The sequence below is a fragment of the Streptomyces sp. NPDC043867 genome, assembly GCF_056435845.1.
In genome coordinates this window covers 1-15,795 of the sequence record NZ_JBWKDS010000047.1, presented here as the reverse complement: position 1 = coordinate 15,795, position 15,795 = coordinate 1, and the positions used below count along the sequence as shown (strand labels likewise).

10 protein-coding genes, 4 tRNA genes and 1 other RNA gene are annotated in these 15,795 nt (G+C 72.6%); 9 read left to right on the top strand and 6 right to left on the bottom strand.

Annotated elements, in window-relative coordinates:
- Positions 1-135: 135 nt before the first annotated feature.
- Positions 136-456, bottom strand: a complete 321-nt coding sequence (locus tag AC069T_RS32915) for a glycosyltransferase (RefSeq protein WP_478786221.1) — start codon at positions 454-456, stop codon at positions 136-138.
- A gap of 691 nt (positions 457-1,147) precedes the next feature.
- Positions 1,148-1,235: transfer RNA gene (locus AC069T_RS32910), tRNA-Ser, on the bottom strand.
- Positions 1,236-1,307: 72 nt separating this feature from the next.
- Between AC069T_RS32910 and ffs the strand changes: the two genes are divergently transcribed.
- The 6 genes from ffs (at position 1,308) to AC069T_RS32880 (ending at position 11,030) form a co-directional block, all read left to right on the top strand.
- Positions 1,308-1,402: signal recognition particle sRNA small type (gene ffs, locus AC069T_RS32905), an RNA gene on the top strand.
- 155 nt (positions 1,403-1,557) lie between these two features.
- Complete coding sequence (locus AC069T_RS32900; RefSeq protein WP_478786220.1) at positions 1,558-3,858, top strand: DNA polymerase III subunit gamma and tau; 2,301 nt, start codon at positions 1,558-1,560, stop codon at positions 3,856-3,858.
- Positions 3,859-4,795: 937 nt separating this feature from the next.
- The gene (gene purD / locus AC069T_RS32895; protein ID WP_478786219.1) at positions 4,796-6,049 is read left to right on the top strand and encodes a phosphoribosylamine--glycine ligase; all 1,254 of its coding nucleotides are present in this window, start codon (positions 4,796-4,798) and stop codon (positions 6,047-6,049) included.
- 358 nt (positions 6,050-6,407) lie between these two features.
- Positions 6,408-8,177: a M48 family metalloprotease gene (locus tag AC069T_RS32890; protein ID WP_478786255.1), complete on the top strand. Its 1,770-nt coding sequence runs from the start codon at positions 6,408-6,410 to the stop codon at positions 8,175-8,177.
- A 180-nt stretch (positions 8,178-8,357) separates the two neighbouring features.
- Positions 8,358-9,899 (top strand): N,N-dimethylformamidase beta subunit family domain-containing protein, encoded by a 1,542-nt coding sequence (locus AC069T_RS32885; protein ID WP_478786218.1) that lies wholly within the window; start codon positions 8,358-8,360, stop codon positions 9,897-9,899.
- A gap of 231 nt (positions 9,900-10,130) precedes the next feature.
- The gene (locus tag AC069T_RS32880; RefSeq protein WP_478786217.1) at positions 10,131-11,030 is read left to right on the top strand and encodes a phosphoribosylaminoimidazolesuccinocarboxamide synthase; all 900 of its coding nucleotides are present in this window, start codon (positions 10,131-10,133) and stop codon (positions 11,028-11,030) included.
- A 42-nt stretch (positions 11,031-11,072) separates the two neighbouring features.
- On the opposite strand, the gene AC069T_RS32875 is transcribed toward AC069T_RS32880, so the two are convergent.
- The 4 genes from AC069T_RS32875 to AC069T_RS32860 all read right to left on the bottom strand — a co-directional run bounded on the left by AC069T_RS32875 (position 11,073) and on the right by AC069T_RS32860 (position 12,054).
- Positions 11,073-11,148 (bottom strand) — tRNA-Gly (locus AC069T_RS32875).
- Between the two features lie 174 nt (positions 11,149-11,322).
- A tRNA-Gly gene (locus AC069T_RS32870) sits at positions 11,323-11,398 on the bottom strand.
- A 79-nt stretch (positions 11,399-11,477) separates the two neighbouring features.
- A tRNA-Gly gene (locus AC069T_RS32865) sits at positions 11,478-11,549 on the bottom strand.
- Between the two features lie 187 nt (positions 11,550-11,736).
- A complete protein-coding gene (locus tag AC069T_RS32860) occupies positions 11,737-12,054 on the bottom strand; it encodes a histone-like nucleoid-structuring protein Lsr2 (protein WP_478786216.1) in 318 nt (105 codons plus the stop codon).
- 360 nt (positions 12,055-12,414) lie between these two features.
- Between AC069T_RS32860 and purS the strand changes: the two genes are divergently transcribed.
- The 3 genes from purS to purL are packed head-to-tail and all read left to right on the top strand — an operon-like array spanning position 12,415 to position 15,646.
- Positions 12,415-12,666 carry a phosphoribosylformylglycinamidine synthase subunit PurS gene (gene purS / locus AC069T_RS32855; protein ID WP_121404865.1) on the top strand — a complete coding sequence of 84 codons (252 nt, stop codon included), beginning with the start codon at positions 12,415-12,417 and terminating at the stop codon, positions 12,664-12,666.
- Complete coding sequence (gene purQ / locus AC069T_RS32850; protein ID WP_478786215.1) at positions 12,663-13,367, top strand: phosphoribosylformylglycinamidine synthase subunit PurQ; 705 nt, start codon at positions 12,663-12,665, stop codon at positions 13,365-13,367. Before purS ends, purQ begins: the two co-directional genes overlap by 4 nt.
- The gene (gene purL / locus AC069T_RS32845; protein WP_478786214.1) at positions 13,364-15,646 is read left to right on the top strand and encodes a phosphoribosylformylglycinamidine synthase subunit PurL; all 2,283 of its coding nucleotides are present in this window, start codon (positions 13,364-13,366) and stop codon (positions 15,644-15,646) included. Before purQ ends, purL begins: the two co-directional genes overlap by 4 nt.
- Positions 15,647-15,795 lie beyond the last annotated feature (149 nt).

Here is a 15,795-nt window from a genome sequence, read left to right as displayed (position 1 = left end):
CCCGCGCTCAGCAACACCTCAGCGAGCCGGTCGGCGGTACCCGTCCGGCCCCAATGACAAAGTGCTGCGCCAGGTGCTTGCGCGGCTCGGTTGAAGTGAGGAGCGAGCCGACCACCGCGCGAAGGTTGTCCGGGGTCACCGCGCCCTCCACCAGGGCGACCGCCGCGCCTGCCTGCTGGAGGTGGAGGGCGCGGTGTTTTGCTCGTAGCCCGCCGACGTTACTAAGGGGATCAGGACGGACGGCTTGCCGAGGGCGGTGAGCTCGGCCATGGTGCCGGTGCCGCTGCGGGAGATGACGACGCCGGCGAGGGCAAGGACGTCTGGAAGTTCCGGGCCGACGAAGTCCGTGACCAGGAAGCGGGGCCGGACCTCGACCGGGAGTTGGGTCGCGTGCTGGCGCGAGTCCTCAATGGAGGTGGCACCGCACTGGTGGATGACGTTGGCCTGGGTGAGCAATCAGGGCAGGACCGCGTGGATCACGGTGTTGTCTTGATCGAGCCCTGGGCACCGCCGGTGACGGGGTTGCCCGTGACGACCGCCGAGCTGCGTGCGGAGTCAGGCAGGAGCGAAAGCGTCGACTCGTAGGAGCCGGCGACACGGGTGGTGGCCCGCGCCAGGGCTCGGTTGGCCAGCCCCAGGCGGAGCCTCCGCTCGTGGATGCTTAGGGGTCGACAGCAAACTTGGCGGCGAGAGGCGGCGGAGCCGGGCGCTCGTGGTGCGGATGTCGGTGAGCGCTGGGCAGGTGTGCCCGCCGGTGCCCCTCCTGCGACGATCAGATGGAAGGGCTGGCCCGGGGCGGCGAGACGGCGGAGAGCCATGTTCAGCAGGCCGCCCGCCCCGTCGGAGGGCGATCGCCCTCCTGCCGCTGAAAGTCTGGCGGCTGCGGTCCTGCCGGATACACCGCTGCCTACAACGCCGGAAGGGGGAGTGTGGACCGGCGGGCGATCCGAGCCGTGGCGCGCTCCGTTATCGGCTGGCTCTGGGTGAAGGCAGTCATGACGTGCGCTGACCGTGAAGGAGCCGGTGGGCCAGCGTGTGACGAGCCATCGGTACCTCAGCGGGTCTCCTGTGCCAACTGCAGCCACTAACGTCGAAGGGCCCCGCTGCAAGCAGCGGGGCCCTTCGACGTTAGTGCCCGGTGAGGCACTGGCGGAGGATACGAGATTCGAACTCGTGAGGGGTTGCCCCCAACACGCTTTCCAAGCGTGCGCCCTAGGCCTCTAGGCGAATCCTCCGCGGCAAACAATACAAGACGTTGAGGAGTGCTCGCGAACTCGTTCTCCCCGCCAGGATCAGGTAACCTGTGCGGAGCCCCTCACGTGGCGCTATCTGACTGAACTCCCCCAGGGCCGGAAGGCAGCAAGGGTAGGTCGGCTCTGGCGGGTGCGTGGGGGGCGTCTGCGTTCCCGGGGGGTTCGGTCCGGCCGTCGGTATGGACGCTGGTCCGGCTGTCGGCCGGGGTGCCGGCCCGGGCGGTGCCGAGGGGCGGGCGGGTCCGGAGCGAGGCGGCTTCCCGGGCGGTCCTCGTTGTCGGTGGGCGCCTATAACCTCGTAGGTGTGTCGTCTCTCGCGCTGTACCGCCGCTATCGCCCGGAGTCGTTCGCCGAGGTCATCGGGCAGGAGCATGTCACCGACCCGTTGCAGCAGGCGCTGCGGAACAACCGGGTCAATCACGCGTACCTGTTCAGCGGTCCGCGCGGGTGCGGGAAGACCACGAGCGCGCGCATCCTCGCCCGCTGCCTGAACTGCGAGCAGGGCCCCACGCCGACGCCGTGCGGCGAGTGCCAGTCCTGCCGCGACCTGGCCAGGAACGGGCCGGGTTCCATCGACGTCATCGAGATCGACGCCGCGTCCCACGGAGGCGTCGACGACGCCCGTGACCTGCGCGAGAAGGCCTTCTTCGGCCCCGCGAGCAGCCGGTACAAGATCTACATCATCGACGAGGCCCACATGGTCACGCCGGCCGGCTTCAACGCGTTGCTGAAGGTCGTTGAGGAGCCCCCGGAGCACCTCAAGTTCATCTTCGCCACGACCGAGCCCGAGAAGGTCATCGGGACGATCCGGTCGCGGACGCATCACTACCCCTTCCGGCTGGTGCCGCCCGGCACGCTGCGGACGTATCTGGGCGAGGTCTGCGGCAGCGAGGGCATCCCCGTGGAGGACGGAGTGCTGCCGCTGGTCGTGCGGGCCGGCGCCGGTTCCGTGCGTGACTCCATGTCCGTCATGGACCAGCTGCTCGCGGGAGCGGGCGACGCCGGTGTGACATACGCCATGGCGACCTCGCTCCTCGGCTACACGGACGGCTCGCTGCTGGACTCCGTGGTCGAGGCCTTCGCCTCCGGTGACGGGGCCGCGGCCTTCGAGATCGTCGACCGCGTCATCGAGGGGGGCAACGACCCCCGCCGGTTCGTCGCCGACCTGCTGGAGCGGCTGCGGGACCTCGTGATCCTGGCGGCCGTGCCGGACGCCGCGGAGAAGGGACTCATCGACGCCCCCGCCGACGTCGTGGAGCGGATGCAGGCCCAGGCCGGTGTCTTCGGCGCCGCGGAGCTGAGCCGCGCCGCCGACCTGGTCAACGAAGGACTGACGGAGATGCGCGGCGCCACCTCGCCGCGGCTCCAGCTCGAGCTCATCTGCGCGCGCGTACTGCTTCCCGCCGCCTACCGGGACGAGCGGTCCGTCATGGCCCGGCTCGACCGGATCGAACGCGGCGTGAACGCGAGCGGGGGCGCCGCGGGCGCGGGACCCGCCATGGGCTACGTGCCGGCACCCGGCCCGGACGCGCACGGCACTGGCGCGCCGCTTCCGCAGGGAGCCGGGTCTCCTCCGGCACCGGTCGGCGCCGCCGTGCCGCCCGGCGGCGGGGCAGCGGCGGTCCGGGCCGCGGTGCGGTCGGCCGGCGCGGCTTCCGGGGCCGGCGGACCCACGGCGGACTCCGGCGCACCGGTACGGCCCCCGGCCCCGGCGGCGCCCGTACCCGCCCCGGCGCCGGCCCAGGCGGACCCCGCACCTCCGCCCGCTCCCGCTCCGGCGGCCCCGCAGCCGTCCCCGGCCGCGCCCTCCCAGCCCGCCGCCGGCCCCGCGCCCGGCGCCTGGCCGACCGCGACCGCCGTCGGCGGCGGCCGGCGCCCCGGCGGCTGGCCGACGGCGGCGCCCGCGGGCAGCGGCCAGGCCCCCGCGACCCCCGCGCCCGCGTCCCCGCCGGCGACGCCCGCGCAGCCGTCGGCCCAGTCAGCCCCCGCTCCGGCGCCCGCGGCGCCCGCCCCCCCTCCGGTGACCGGCGGCCCCGACCCGCGCGCCCTGTGGCCGAACATCCTGGAGGCGGTGAAGAACCGGCGCCGCTTCACCTGGATCCTGCTCAGCCAGAACGCGCAGGTGACCGGCTTCGACGGCACGACCCTCCAGATCGGCTTCGTCAACGCGGGCGCCCGGGACAACTTCGCGAGCAGCGGCAGCGAGGACGTCCTGCGGCAGGCGCTGGCCGAGCAGTTCAACGTGCAGTGGAAGATCGACGCGATCGTCGACCCGTCGGGCGGTTCGGCGCCGCCGCTCGCCCCGGGCCCCGGTTTCGGCGGCGGGTACGGCGGCGGTCCTGCCGCCCCGCGCCCCGCCCCGCAGCAGCCGGCCCCCGCGGCCCGTCCCGCCCCGCACCAGGACTCCGCCTCCGCGGGTCCCGCCCGGGCCGCGTCCGCCCCGAGACCCGCCCCGTCCGCCCCGGAGCCGCCGCCCCCGGTCTCCCCGGAGGACGACACCCCGGAGGACGACGACCCCGACCTGGACGAGTCCGCCCTCTCGGGGCACGACCTCATCGTCCGCGAGCTGGGCGCGACGGTGGTCGAGGAGTTCTCACACGAGTGACCCCGCCGGGGAAGCGGAATCCGCAGGCGCCGTACGCCGTACAGGCCGTCGGCCGCCCGCCGCAAGGGTTGTCGGCCGCCCGCCGCAGGGGCCGTCGGCCACGGCCCGCCGCACAGGTCGCCGGCCACCGCCCGCCGCCCGCCGCAAGGGCCTGTATGCCGCACAGGCCGCAGGCCACCACCCGCCGCCAGCCGCACAAGCCGCCGGCCACGGTCAGCCGCACAAGCCGCCGGCCACGGTCAGCCGCACAAGCCGCCGGCCACGGTCAGCCGCACAAGCCGCCGGCCACGGTCAGCCGCACAGGCCGCCCGCGACCGCCCGCCGCACAGGCCACCCGGGACCGTAGGCCGCACAGGCTGTCGGCCAGTACCCGCCGCACAGGCTCTCGGGCCACCGCCCGCCGCAGGGGCCGGCTGCCTCCGTGGAACGGGCCGGGGACTCCCCGCGTCCGCGGCACAGGCCCTCGGGCCACCGCCTGGCGCAGGGGCCGGCTGCCTCCGTGGAACGGGCCCGGGGACTCCCCGCGTCCGCCGCACAGGCCCTCAGGCCACCGCCTGGCGCAGGGGCCGGCTGCCTCCGCGGAACGGGCCCGGGGACTCCCCATGTCCGCCGCACAGGCCCTCGGGCCACCGCCCGCCGCACAGGCTCTCGGGGCCACCACCCGCCGCAGGGGCCGGCTGTCTCCGCGGAACGGGCGCGGGGACTCCCCGTGTCCGCCGCACAGGCCCTCGGGCCACCGCCCGCCGCACAGGCTCTCGGGGCCACCGCCCGCCGCAGGGGCCGGCTGCCTCCGTGGAACGGGCCCGGGGACTCCCCCCGGCCCCCCGCCCGGAACGGCGCCCGCACCCGCGCCTCGGAGGATCCCACCAACGCCGCCGGGCCCACCCCTCGGAAGCCTCTACAAGGTCACCCGCCCGGGACGGCTAGGCTGACCCCCGTGAAGGTCCTTGTCATCGGTAGCGGCGCCCGCGAACACGCCCTGTGCCACTCCCTGTCCTCCGACCCCGACGTCACCACCCTGCACTGCGCCCCCGGGAACGCGGGCATCGCGGAGGTGGCCGAGCTGCACCCGGTCGACGCCCTCGACGGCGCCGCCGTGGCCGGGCTGGCCACGCGGCTCGGCGCCGAGCTGGTGATCGTGGGCCCCGAGGCCCCGCTCGTCGCGGGGGTCGCCGACGCCGTGCGCGAGGCGGGCATCCCCTGCTTCGGCCCCTCCAGGGAGGCGGCGCAGCTGGAGGGCTCCAAGGCCTTCGCCAAGGACGTCATGGCGGTCGCGGACGTCCCGACGGCACGCTCGTACGTCTGCACGACGCCCGACGAGGTCGAGGAGGCGCTCGACGCCTTCGGAGCCCCGTACGTCGTGAAGGACGACGGCCTCGCCGCGGGCAAGGGCGTCGTCGTCACCGACGACATCGAGGCCGCCCGGGCGCACGCGAACGCCTGCGACCGCGTCGTCATCGAGGAGTTCCTCGACGGCCCGGAGGTCTCCCTCTTCGCGGTCACCGACGGCGAGACCGTCGTCCCGCTCCAGCCGGCCCAGGACTTCAAGCGCGCCCTCGACGACGACAAGGGTCCGAACACCGGCGGCATGGGTGCGTACTCGCCCCTGCCGTGGGCGGACCCGAAGCTGGTCGACGAGGTCATGGAGACCGTCCTCCAGCCGACCGTCGACGAGCTGCGCCGCCGCGGCACCCCGTTCTCCGGTCTCCTCTACGCGGGACTCGCGATCACCAGGCGCGGCGTCCGGGTCATCGAGTTCAACGCCCGCTTCGGCGACCCGGAGACCCAGGTGGTCCTCGCCCGCCTGCGGACCCCGCTCGCGGGCCTGCTGCTCGCCGCGGCCACCGGGAACCTGGGCTTCCTCCCGCCCCTGCGCTGGAGCGACGACGCGGCCGTCACGGTGGTCGTGGCCTCGCACAACTACCCCGGCACCCCGCGCACCGGCGACCCCGTCCTGGGCCTCGACGAGGTCGCGGCCCAGGACGCTCCGAACGCGTACGTCCTGCACGCCGGTACGAAGCGCGAGGGCGACGCCGTGGTGAGCGCCGGCGGCCGCGTGCTGTCGGTGACGGCGGTGGGCGGCGATCTCACCGAGGCCCGCGACCGCGCGTACGCGGCGGTCTCCCGGATCCGCCTCGACGGTTCCCTGCACCGCACGGACATCGCGGCGAAGGCAGCGGCGGAGGCGTAGCCCCAGCCGGCCGTGGAAGGACGAGAACCAGCCACTCGCCGCCACGAACAGCTGTAGCAATCAGGCCCCGGATTCCTCAGGAATCCGGGGCCTGATCATTGCCGACCGTCATCCACCTCTCCCCAAAGCCATTCCATCGAGTGACCGATGCCCCATCCGGCTGACGGGGGCCGGAGCCCCAACTAGGGTGCGGCGCAAGCGTTCCGGCACTTGGCCCACCGGCATTGCGATGTCAGCGGCGGGTGCCACAGTGGGGGGATGAGCAACGCCAGGGCATGCCCCGTAGCCGGCCGTGACAGCCACTGTCACGGCCGGCTACGGGCGAGACGGTAGGGGGTGTCATCCGGTCGTGACCGGTATGGGTGTGGAGGTGGGCGTGCAAGCAGCGCGCTCCCGGGCTCTCGCCGTGCTGCGCATACGCAGCAGGGCGCTGGCCGTCGCCCTGCTGCCCGCGGCCGTCGCCGTCGTGCTGCTCGTCGGCGGCCCCACCGGCCATCTCGTCGGCGGATTCTGGGGTACCGCCCGCTGGGTCGTCTCGGTTCTCGCCGTGGTGGTCCTGCTGGCGGCCGTGGCCATCGCGCTGGTCGTCTCCCGGGCCCGCCCGGCGGTCAGCCCCACGGTCCCGATCGTCGAGACCTCGGCGCCCGACCTGTACCGGATGGTGCGCGACCTGGCCGACCGGCTCGACGTCCCGGTCCCCTCCGCGATAGCGCTCACCCCGGACTGCGACAGCTGGCTGGAGGACCGCACCCACCCGGCCCAGAGCCGCCCCGTGCGGCGCGGCAGCCGCCTCGCGGCACTCAGGGCCCGGAGACACGGGCACCGGCGGAGCACCGCGACACCCGTCCTCGTCATCGGCTCGCCCTTCCTGTGGTGGATGCGGGTGGGGGAGCTGCGTGCGGTCCTCGCCCCGGTCGTCGCGGGCACGGGGCCCTCGGCCCACCCGGACATAGCCGCGGCCCGCCGTTTCGTACGAGGGCTGGACGCGGCCGTGGCCGAGACCTCCGCGCCGGCCCGCGGCCCCCTGGTGCGTACGGCGCTCGGCGTCGCCGGCTGGGTGACCCGCCTGCTCCTGCGCAGCTGCCGCGGTCACGCGGCCGAGATGGAGCGGGGGGTGGCGGCAGCCGCCGCCGAGCGCGCCCAGGCCGTGGACTACGGCCTGCGGATCGTCGCCCAGGAACAGGTGGGGCTGGCGTACGCGGGCTGGGACCGCCTGCTGACCCGGGTCGCCGTGCCCGCCTGGCGCATGGGCCGCTGGCCCTCCCGGCTCGACGCGGGCGTCGTGGCGGCCCTCACCGAACTCTCGCGCCGCGACCGCCTCGCGGAGGGCTTCACCTCCCGGCTCGGCGAGCGCCCCGCCTGCGACCTCCTCGAGGAGCCCGGCACGGTCGACGAGGCGGCCTCCCTCCTCGCCGCCCGCCTCTTCCACGGCGGTCCCGCCGAGCGAGGGCCGGACTGGGCACCGGTGAACTGGCAGGAGTATCCGGAGGAGGTCGTCGACCGCACCTGGCGGACCGACGCGGCCCGCCTCCACCGCGTCCTCGACGCCCAGGGCGTCCGCCCCGCGCGGGGCCCGGCCGCACCCGACCCCGGTCCCACGCTGTCCCGGGTGATGGACCACATGACGACGGTCCCGGCGGACTCGCCCGCCGTGGCGGCACCTCCGGACGAGGACGCCGGTGACGCCGGTGACATCGGCGACGAGGACGAGGACCCCCTGGGCAACGAGCGGACGGCCGCGCTGGTGGCCGCGCTCAGTGCGGAGATCGCACGTGAGGAGGCGGCGGTGGGGCCCGTCCCCGCCTCCGGCGTGGAGCAGGGCGGCCCCGACAGCGCGCTGTGGGCGGACGGGATGCTTCCCCTCTTCCCGCTTCAGCCGCCGCGTACGGGCCGCGAGCTGCTGGCCGATCACGTGACCGCGATGGTGTGCTGCGCCGCGATGGACACGGCCGGCGCGGTGCCGGGCCTCGACTGGCTCGACGGCCCGGCCCTCCTGGTCGACGGCGAACGCGCCGCCGACCTGGGCCCCCGGGTCCTCGCCCTGATCGAGTCCGGCGACCCGGCCCCGCTCAGAACCTGGCTCCACCGGACAGGCGTCCGCCCCGAGAAACCAGTCCGCCTGGTCTGACCGCGCACGGACGCACCGGGCCAAGGCGCCCCACCCACCGAGGCCACGGAACGCGCCGCTCCGTTAACGCCAATTCGCGACGAACGGTGACGGAGTACGTGCGTTATGTGATGTGCTGGAGACCGATCGCGCGCACGGCAGGAACCGCAACGTACGGGGGCACTGAGGAGGGGAGCGGACATGGGGTCGGAACAGATCCGCCGCTGGGAGTCGGGAGCCCTGGCACACGCCGTGACGGATCCCTTCGGCCAGGGCCCCGTCCCCTGGCTCCGCGGCGACGAGCAGTACTTCGGCGACACCGGCCAGGTCGTCCCCTGGTACATCGACCCCGCGGACGAACTCCCCCTCGACCCCGCACCCCCCGGGGGCCCCGCCGCGGCCGTCCCCCGCCCCCGCCGTGCCCCTTCGGGTCCCCGCTCCCGCCCCGCCCCCGGCGGTCCCCGCTCCGCCGACGACGTCCACCGCCAGATCAAGGGCTTCACGTCCACCGGCGCGGCGACCCCGGGCGAGTCCCTCGACTTCCACATCACCGTCGACCCGCCGCAGGAATTCAGCGTCGACATCTACCGCATCGGCCACTACGGCGGAGACGGCGCCTCGAAGATCACCACCAGCCCGCGCCTCTCCGGCATCGTCCAGCCGCCCCCGCTCACCGCCGACCGCACGGTGTCGTGCCACCACTGGTGGCTGTCCTGGCGGTTGCAGATCCCGAGCCACTGGTCGGTCGGCGCGTACGTCGCCGTACTCACCACGGCCGACGGCTACCGCTCCCACGTCCCCTTCACGGTCCGCGACGACCACCCCGCCGATCTGCTGCTCCTGCTCCCCGACATCACGTGGCAGGCGTACAACCTGTACCCGGAGGACGGCCGCACGGGCGCCAGCCTGTACCACGCGTGGGACGAGGACGGCCGGCTCCTCGGAGAGGCCGACGCCGCGACGACGATCTCCTTCGACCGCCCGTACGCAGGCGCCGGCCTGCCCCTCCACGTGGGCCACGCCTACGACTTCATCCGCTGGGCCGAGCGTTACGGCTACGACCTCGCGTACGCCGACGCCCGCGATCTGCACGCCGGCCGGGTCGATCCCACCCGCTACCGGGGCCTGGTCTTCCCCGGCCATGACGAGTACTGGTCGACCGCGATGCGCCGCACCGTGGAGCGCGCCCGCGACCACGGCACGTCGCTCGTCTTCCTTTCCGCCAACACCATGTACTGGCAGGTGGAGTTGGGGCCGTCCCCGTCCGGTGTCCCGGACCGCCTGCTGACCTGCCGCAAGCGCAAGGGGCCGGGAAAGGCGGCGCTCTGGCGCGAGATCGACCGCCCGGAGCAGCAACTGATCGGCATCCAGTACGCGGGACGGGTCCCGGAGCCCCACCCGCTCGTCGTCCGCAACGCCGACCACTGGCTGTGGGAGGCGACCGGCGCGCACGAGGGGGACGAACTCCCCGGTCTGGTCGCCGGCGAGGCCGACCGTTACTTTCCGCGCACCCCGCTGCCCGAGCACCAGGGCCGGATCCTGCTGGCACACTCCCCGTACGCGGACAGCGAGGGTGTCACCCGTCACCAGGAGACGTCCGTCTACCGTGCCGAGTCGGGAGCCCTGGTCTTCGCGTCCGGAACGTTCGCCTGGTCGCCGGCCCTGGACCGTCCGGGCCACGTCGACACCCGTGTCCAGCGCGCCACGGCGAACCTCCTGGACCGCATCTGCAAACGGGACTGACTCCGCCGCCCCGCACCTCCGCCCGCTCACCGCGGCACCTCCGCCCCCAGCCCCGACCGGGCCCGCACCGGCACCCGCGCACGCACCGCCCCCGAGGCTGCCCCGCACACCCGGTGACCGGAGCCGCCCCCCGCATACGGGAGAATCGACCCACCTGGGCCCACCCGTCGCCCACCGCCAGCCTCTTCGGGCCTCGCGGGCGCCCCTTTTCATCAACCACGGGGAGGAACCGTGTCCGGATTCGTCGACAAGCCCGAGCCCCTGCAGGTGCCGGGCCTGGTGCACCTGCACACCGGCAAGGTGCGCGACCTGTACCAGAACGAGGCGGGCGACCTCGTGATGGTCGCCAGCGACCGCATCTCCGCCTACGACTGGGTGCTGCCGACCGAGATTCCCGACAAGGGCCGCGTCCTCACCCAGCTGTCACTGTGGTGGTTCGACCAGCTCGCCGAGCTGGCCCCCAACCACGTCCTGAGCACCGAGCTGCCGCCGGGCGCTCCCGCCGACTGGGCGGGCCGCACCCTCGTCTGCAAGTCCCTGGAGATGGTCCCGGTCGAGTGCGTCGCGCGCGGCTACCTGACCGGCTCGGGCCTCGTCGAGTACAACGAGTCGCGCACCGTCTGCGGCCTCGCTCTCCCCGAGGGCCTCGTCGACGGCTCGGAGCTTCCCGCCCCGATCTTCACCCCGGCCACCAAGGCGGCGGTCGGCGAGCACGACGAGAACGTGTCCTACGAGGAGGTCGCCCGTCAGGTCGGCGCCGAGACCGCGGCCCAGCTCCGCCAGACGACGCTCGCCGTCTACGGCCGCGCCCGCGACATCGCCCGTGACCGCGGCATCATCCTGGCGGACACCAAGTTCGAGTTCGGCTTCGAGGGGGAGACGCTCGTCCTCGCCGACGAGGTGCTCACCCCCGACTCCTCGCGCTTCTGGCCGGCCGAGGAGTGGGAGCCGGGCCGCGCCCAGCCGTCGTACGACAAGCAGTTCGTCCGCGACTGGCTGACCTCGCCGGAGTCCGGCTGGGACCGCGGGAGCGAGCAGCCGCCGCCCGCGCCGCCCGCGCACGTGGTGGACGCGACCCGCGCCAAGTACATCGAGGCCTTCGAGCGGCTGACCGGTACGAGCTGGTCCTGAACACACGAAGAAGCCCCCGGCCGAGGCCGGGGGCTTCTTCTGTGGAGCGAACGACGAGGTTCGAACTCGCGACCTCAACCTTGGCAAGGTTGCGCTCTACCAACTGAGCTACGTTCGCACTGCTGCGCCGTGGCGCGACACCTACTATACCCAACCTTTTCGGTGCCCGGGACGCACCAGTCGGCGCGCCAGGGGAGTGCACCGGGGGACGTGCCGGCGGCGGCACCGGCCCGCCCGGTTCCGGCCCCACCGCACAGCAAAAAGCCCCGGTCATCGACCGGGGCCTTCTCTGTGGAGCGAACGACGAGGTTCGAACTCGCGACCTCAACCTTGGCAAGGTTGCGCTCTACCAACTGAGCTACGTTCGCATTGCCTCCGACCGGCTCTCACCGATCGGCGCGAGCACCACCTTACCTGATCCACAAGAGTGGTAGGTAAGCGATGCGGAGCGGGTGACAGGAATTGCACACTGCGCCTTCCCCCTGGAAGGGGGATGTTCTACTACTGAACTACACCCGCACGACCTCGTGGGCTGCGGCTTTTCGGCCTTGCCCCTCGGCGTGTTCCAGACTCTAGCTGATCAGCAGGGGGGCAGCGCAAGTCGGCTGCCCCCGGGGCCCGCTGACGGGCCCTCGTCAGCCCCGCGCCGCCCGGGTCCCTCGAAAGAGGGGCGCCGGGACGAGGAGCCGGACCCCGGCGGCCCGGCTCAGTGCGCCTCGGCGAACGCGTCGTAGACCTTCTTGGGGATCCGGCCGCGCGGCGGCACGTCCAGCTTGTTGGACCGGGCCCAGGCGCGGACGGCGGCCGGGTCGGGGGTCAGTGCCGTGTGCGTGTACGCCTTGCCGGACCGCGCCCGCTTGCGGCCGGCCTCGACGTAGGGGGCGAGCGCCTTACGCAGTTTCTTGGCATTGGCTGGATTGAGGTCGATCTCGTACGACTTGCCGTCCAGCCCGAAGGCGATCGTCTCCGCCGCTTCCGAGCCGTCGATGTCGTCGGAGAGAGTGACCACGACACGCTGCGCCACGAATATCGGTCCCTTCGTGCGACACCTCCGCGATCACGCGCCATGACGTGCACGGACGCGGTGAAGTACGCGGAGAGATGTCGACTGTCCGGCTGTTATTGGGCAAAGTATCGGCTAATGCGTTTTCCTTTGTACAGGGCCCGGCATTGCATTGTGAAGCCCGGCTAAATCCCTGCGCGTGTCCAGCGGCAAAGAGGCGTCATCGGTCTTCTGCGGTTTTCCCAGGATTTTTCCCGGCGGGCCTCGCGCCGATGCGGGATCGTGATCGGGCTCACGTAGGATTCTACGAATCTACGCGAGTAGAAATTTCGTACGGGTAGTCTGAAGGGACCTGCTCAGCACCACACACCGGGAGTGCCAGTGGCACGCGTCGTAGTCGACGTCATGCTCAAGCCGGAGATCCTCGACCCCCAGGGCCAGGCGGTGCAGCGTGCACTGCCGCGTCTCGGTTTCGACGGTGTCTCCGACGTACGTCAGGGAAAGCGTTTCGAACTCGAAGTGGACGGACCGGTGGACGACGCCGCACTCGCCCGCATCCACGAACTGGCGGAATCCTTCCTCGCCAACACCGTGATCGAGGACTTCACCGTGAAGGTGGAGGAAGAGAAGTGACCGCTCGTATTGGAGTCGTCACCTTTCCCGGCAGCCTCGACGACCGGGACACACAGCGTGCGATCCGGCTCGCCGGCGCCGAGCCCGTCGCGCTCTGGCACAAGGACAAGGACCTCAAGCAGGTCGACGCCGTGGTGCTGTGCGGCGGCTTCTCCTACGGCGACTATCTGCGGGCCGGCGCCATCGCGCGCTTCTCGCCGGTGATGGAGCCGCTGATCGAGCAGGCGAAGTCGGGGATGCCGGTCCTCGGCATCTGCAACGGCTTCCAGATCCTCACCGAGGCCCACCTGCTGCCCGGCGCGATGCTCGGCAACGACCACCTGCACTTCATCTGCCGCGACCAGAAGCTGCGGGTGGAGAACGCGGACACCTCCTGGACCACCGACTACGAGTCCGGCCAGGAGATCCACATCCCGCTGAAGAACATGGACGGGCGGTACGTCGCGGACGAGCGCACGCTCGACCAGCTGGAGGCCGAGGGCCGCGTCGCGTTCCGCTACGTGGCCCGTGACGGAGCCGCTGACGAGCACTACAACCCGAACGGTTCGCTGCGGGACATCGCCGGGATCACGAACGAGGCCGGGAACGTGGTCGGCCTCATGCCGCACCCCGAGCACGCCGTCGAGCCGCTCATCGGCAGCGGCCGCACCGACGGCCTCCCCTTCTTCACCTCGATCCTCAAGAAGCTGGTCACCGCATGAGCCGCACGCCTCTGGACACGGTCGAGCACGCGGCCGCCACCCCTGACGTCGAGCTGCCCTGGGCCGAGCTGGGCCTGAAGAAGGACGAGTACGAGCGGGTCGTCGAGATCCTCGGCCGCCGGCCCACCGGCGCCGAGCTCGCCATGTACTCCGTCATGTGGTCAGAGCACTGTTCGTACAAGTCCTCCAAGGTCCACCTGCGCCAGTTCGGCGAGAAGGCCCCGCAGTCCGACGCGCTGCTCGTCGGCATCGGCGAGAACGCCGGCGTCGTCGACGTCGGCCAGGGCTACGCGGTCACCTTCAAGGTCGAGTCGCACAACCACCCCTCGTACGTCGAGCCCTACCAGGGCGCGGCCACGGGCGTCGGCGGCATCGTCCGCGACATCATCGCGATGGGCGCCCGCCCGGTCGCCGTCGTGGACCCGCTGCGCTTCGGCGCGGCCGACCACCCCGACACCAAGCGCGTCCTGCCCGGCGTCGTCGCCGGCATCGGCGGCTACGGCAACTGCCTGGGCCTGCCGAACATCGGCGGCGAGGTCGTCTTCGACGCCTGCTACCAGGGCAACCCGCTGGTCAACGCCGGTGCCATCGGCGTCATGAAGCACGAGGACATCCACCTCGCGAAGGCGTCCGGCGCCGGCAACAAGGTCATCCTCTACGGGGCCCGCACCGGTGGCGACGGCATCGGCGGAGCGTCGATCCTGGCGTCCGAGACCTTCGACACGGATTCTGACAGTGCCGACGGCACGGGCAAGCCGTCGAAGCGCCCGGCCGTGCAGGTCGGCGACCCCTTCCAGGAGAAGCTCCTCATCGAGTGCACCCTGGAGGCCTTCGCCGAGAAGCTGGTCGTCGGCATCCAGGACCTGGGCGCGGCCGGCCTGTCGTGTGCGACCAGCGAGCTCGCCTCGAACGGCTCCGGCGGCATGCGCGTCACCCTCGACGACGTACCGCTGCGCGACTCCACGCTCTCGCCCGAGGAGATCCTCATGAGCGAGTCGCAGGAGCGCATGTGCGCGGTCGTGGAGCCGGAGAAGGTCGACCGGTTCCTGGAGATCTGCGACAAGTGGGACGTCATCGCGACCGTCATCGGTGAGGTGACCGACGGCGACCGCCTGGAGATCTACTGGCACGGCGGCAAGATCGTCGACGTCGACCCGCGCACGGTCGCGCACGACGGCCCGGTCTACGAGCGCCCGTACGCCCGTCCCGAGTGGCAGGACGCCCTCCAGGCCGACGACGCGAACAAGCTGCCCCGGCCGGCCACCTCCGACGAGCTCAAGGACCAGGTCCTCGCGCTCGTCTCCTCCCCGAACCAGGCCTCCAAGTCCTGGATCACCTCCCAGTACGACCACTTCGTGCAGGGCAACACGGTGCTGGCGCAGCCCGAGGACTCGGGCATGATCCGCATCGACGAGGAGAGCGGACTCGGCGTCGCCATCGCCACGGACGGCAACGGCCGCTTCGCCAAGCTCGACCCGTACACGGGCGCGCAGCTCGCGCTCGCCGAGGCGTACCGCAACGTCGCCACGACGGGTGCCAGGCCGCTGGCCGTCTCCGACTGCCTGAACTTCGGCTCGCCCGAGGACCCGGCCGTCATGTGGCAGTTCGCGGAGGCCGTCCGCGGGCTCGCCGACGGCTGCCTGCAGCTGGGCACTCCGGTGACCGGCGGCAACGTCTCGCTCTACAACCAGACCGGCGAGGCCGCCATCCACCCGACTCCGGTCGTGGCGGTGCTCGGTGTCATCGACGACGTCGCCCGCCGCACGCCGGCCGCCTTCCAGGAAGAGGGCCAGCTCCTCTACCTGCTCGGTGACACGCGTGAGGAGTTCGGCGGTTCGGCCTGGTCGCAGGTCGTCCACGACCACCTGGGCGGTCTGCCGCCGCAGGTCGACCTGGAGCGCGAGCGGCTGCTCGCCGAGATCCTCATCTCGGCGTCCCGCGACGGCATGATCGACTCCGCGCACGACCTGTCCGACGGCGGTCTGATCCAGGCCGTGGTCGAGTCGGCCCTGCTGGGCGGCAAGGGTGCCCGGCTGATCGTGCCCGACGGTCTCGACGCGTTCACCCTCCTGTTCTCGGAGTCGGCGGGCCGCGCGGTCGTCGCCGTCCCGCGCTCGGAAGAGCTCCGCTTCAACGACATGTGCGGTGCGCGGGGTCTGCCCGTCACCCGGATCGGTGTCGTCGACGGGGACACGGTCGAGGTCCAGGGCGAGTTCGCCCTCTCCCTGGACGAGCTGCGCACGGCGCACGAGGGGACGATCCCGGCGCTGCTGGCGTAGGCCTCCCTGTGCCGCCCGCGGCGGTACGCGTGCGAAGGCCCCGTCCGGACTGTCCCGGACGCTGTTGGCTAATTCCGCCCCGCTGGATCTCATCCAGCGGGGCGGAGTGCTGAGAAGGGTGAGATACGGGTGCGGGCGAGGGGTCTGCC

Excerpts from the sequence above, each read along its gene's own strand:
- purL (WP_478786214.1), top strand. The coding sequence starts at position 13,364 with ATGAGCCGCACGCCTCTGGACACGGTCGAGCACGCGGCCGCCACCCCT.
- AC069T_RS32890 (WP_478786255.1), top strand. The coding sequence starts at position 6,408 with ATGGGTGTGGAGGTGGGCGTGCAAGCAGCGCGCTCCCGGGCTCTCGCC.
- AC069T_RS32885 (WP_478786218.1), top strand. The coding sequence starts at position 8,358 with ATGGGGTCGGAACAGATCCGCCGCTGGGAGTCGGGAGCCCTGGCACAC.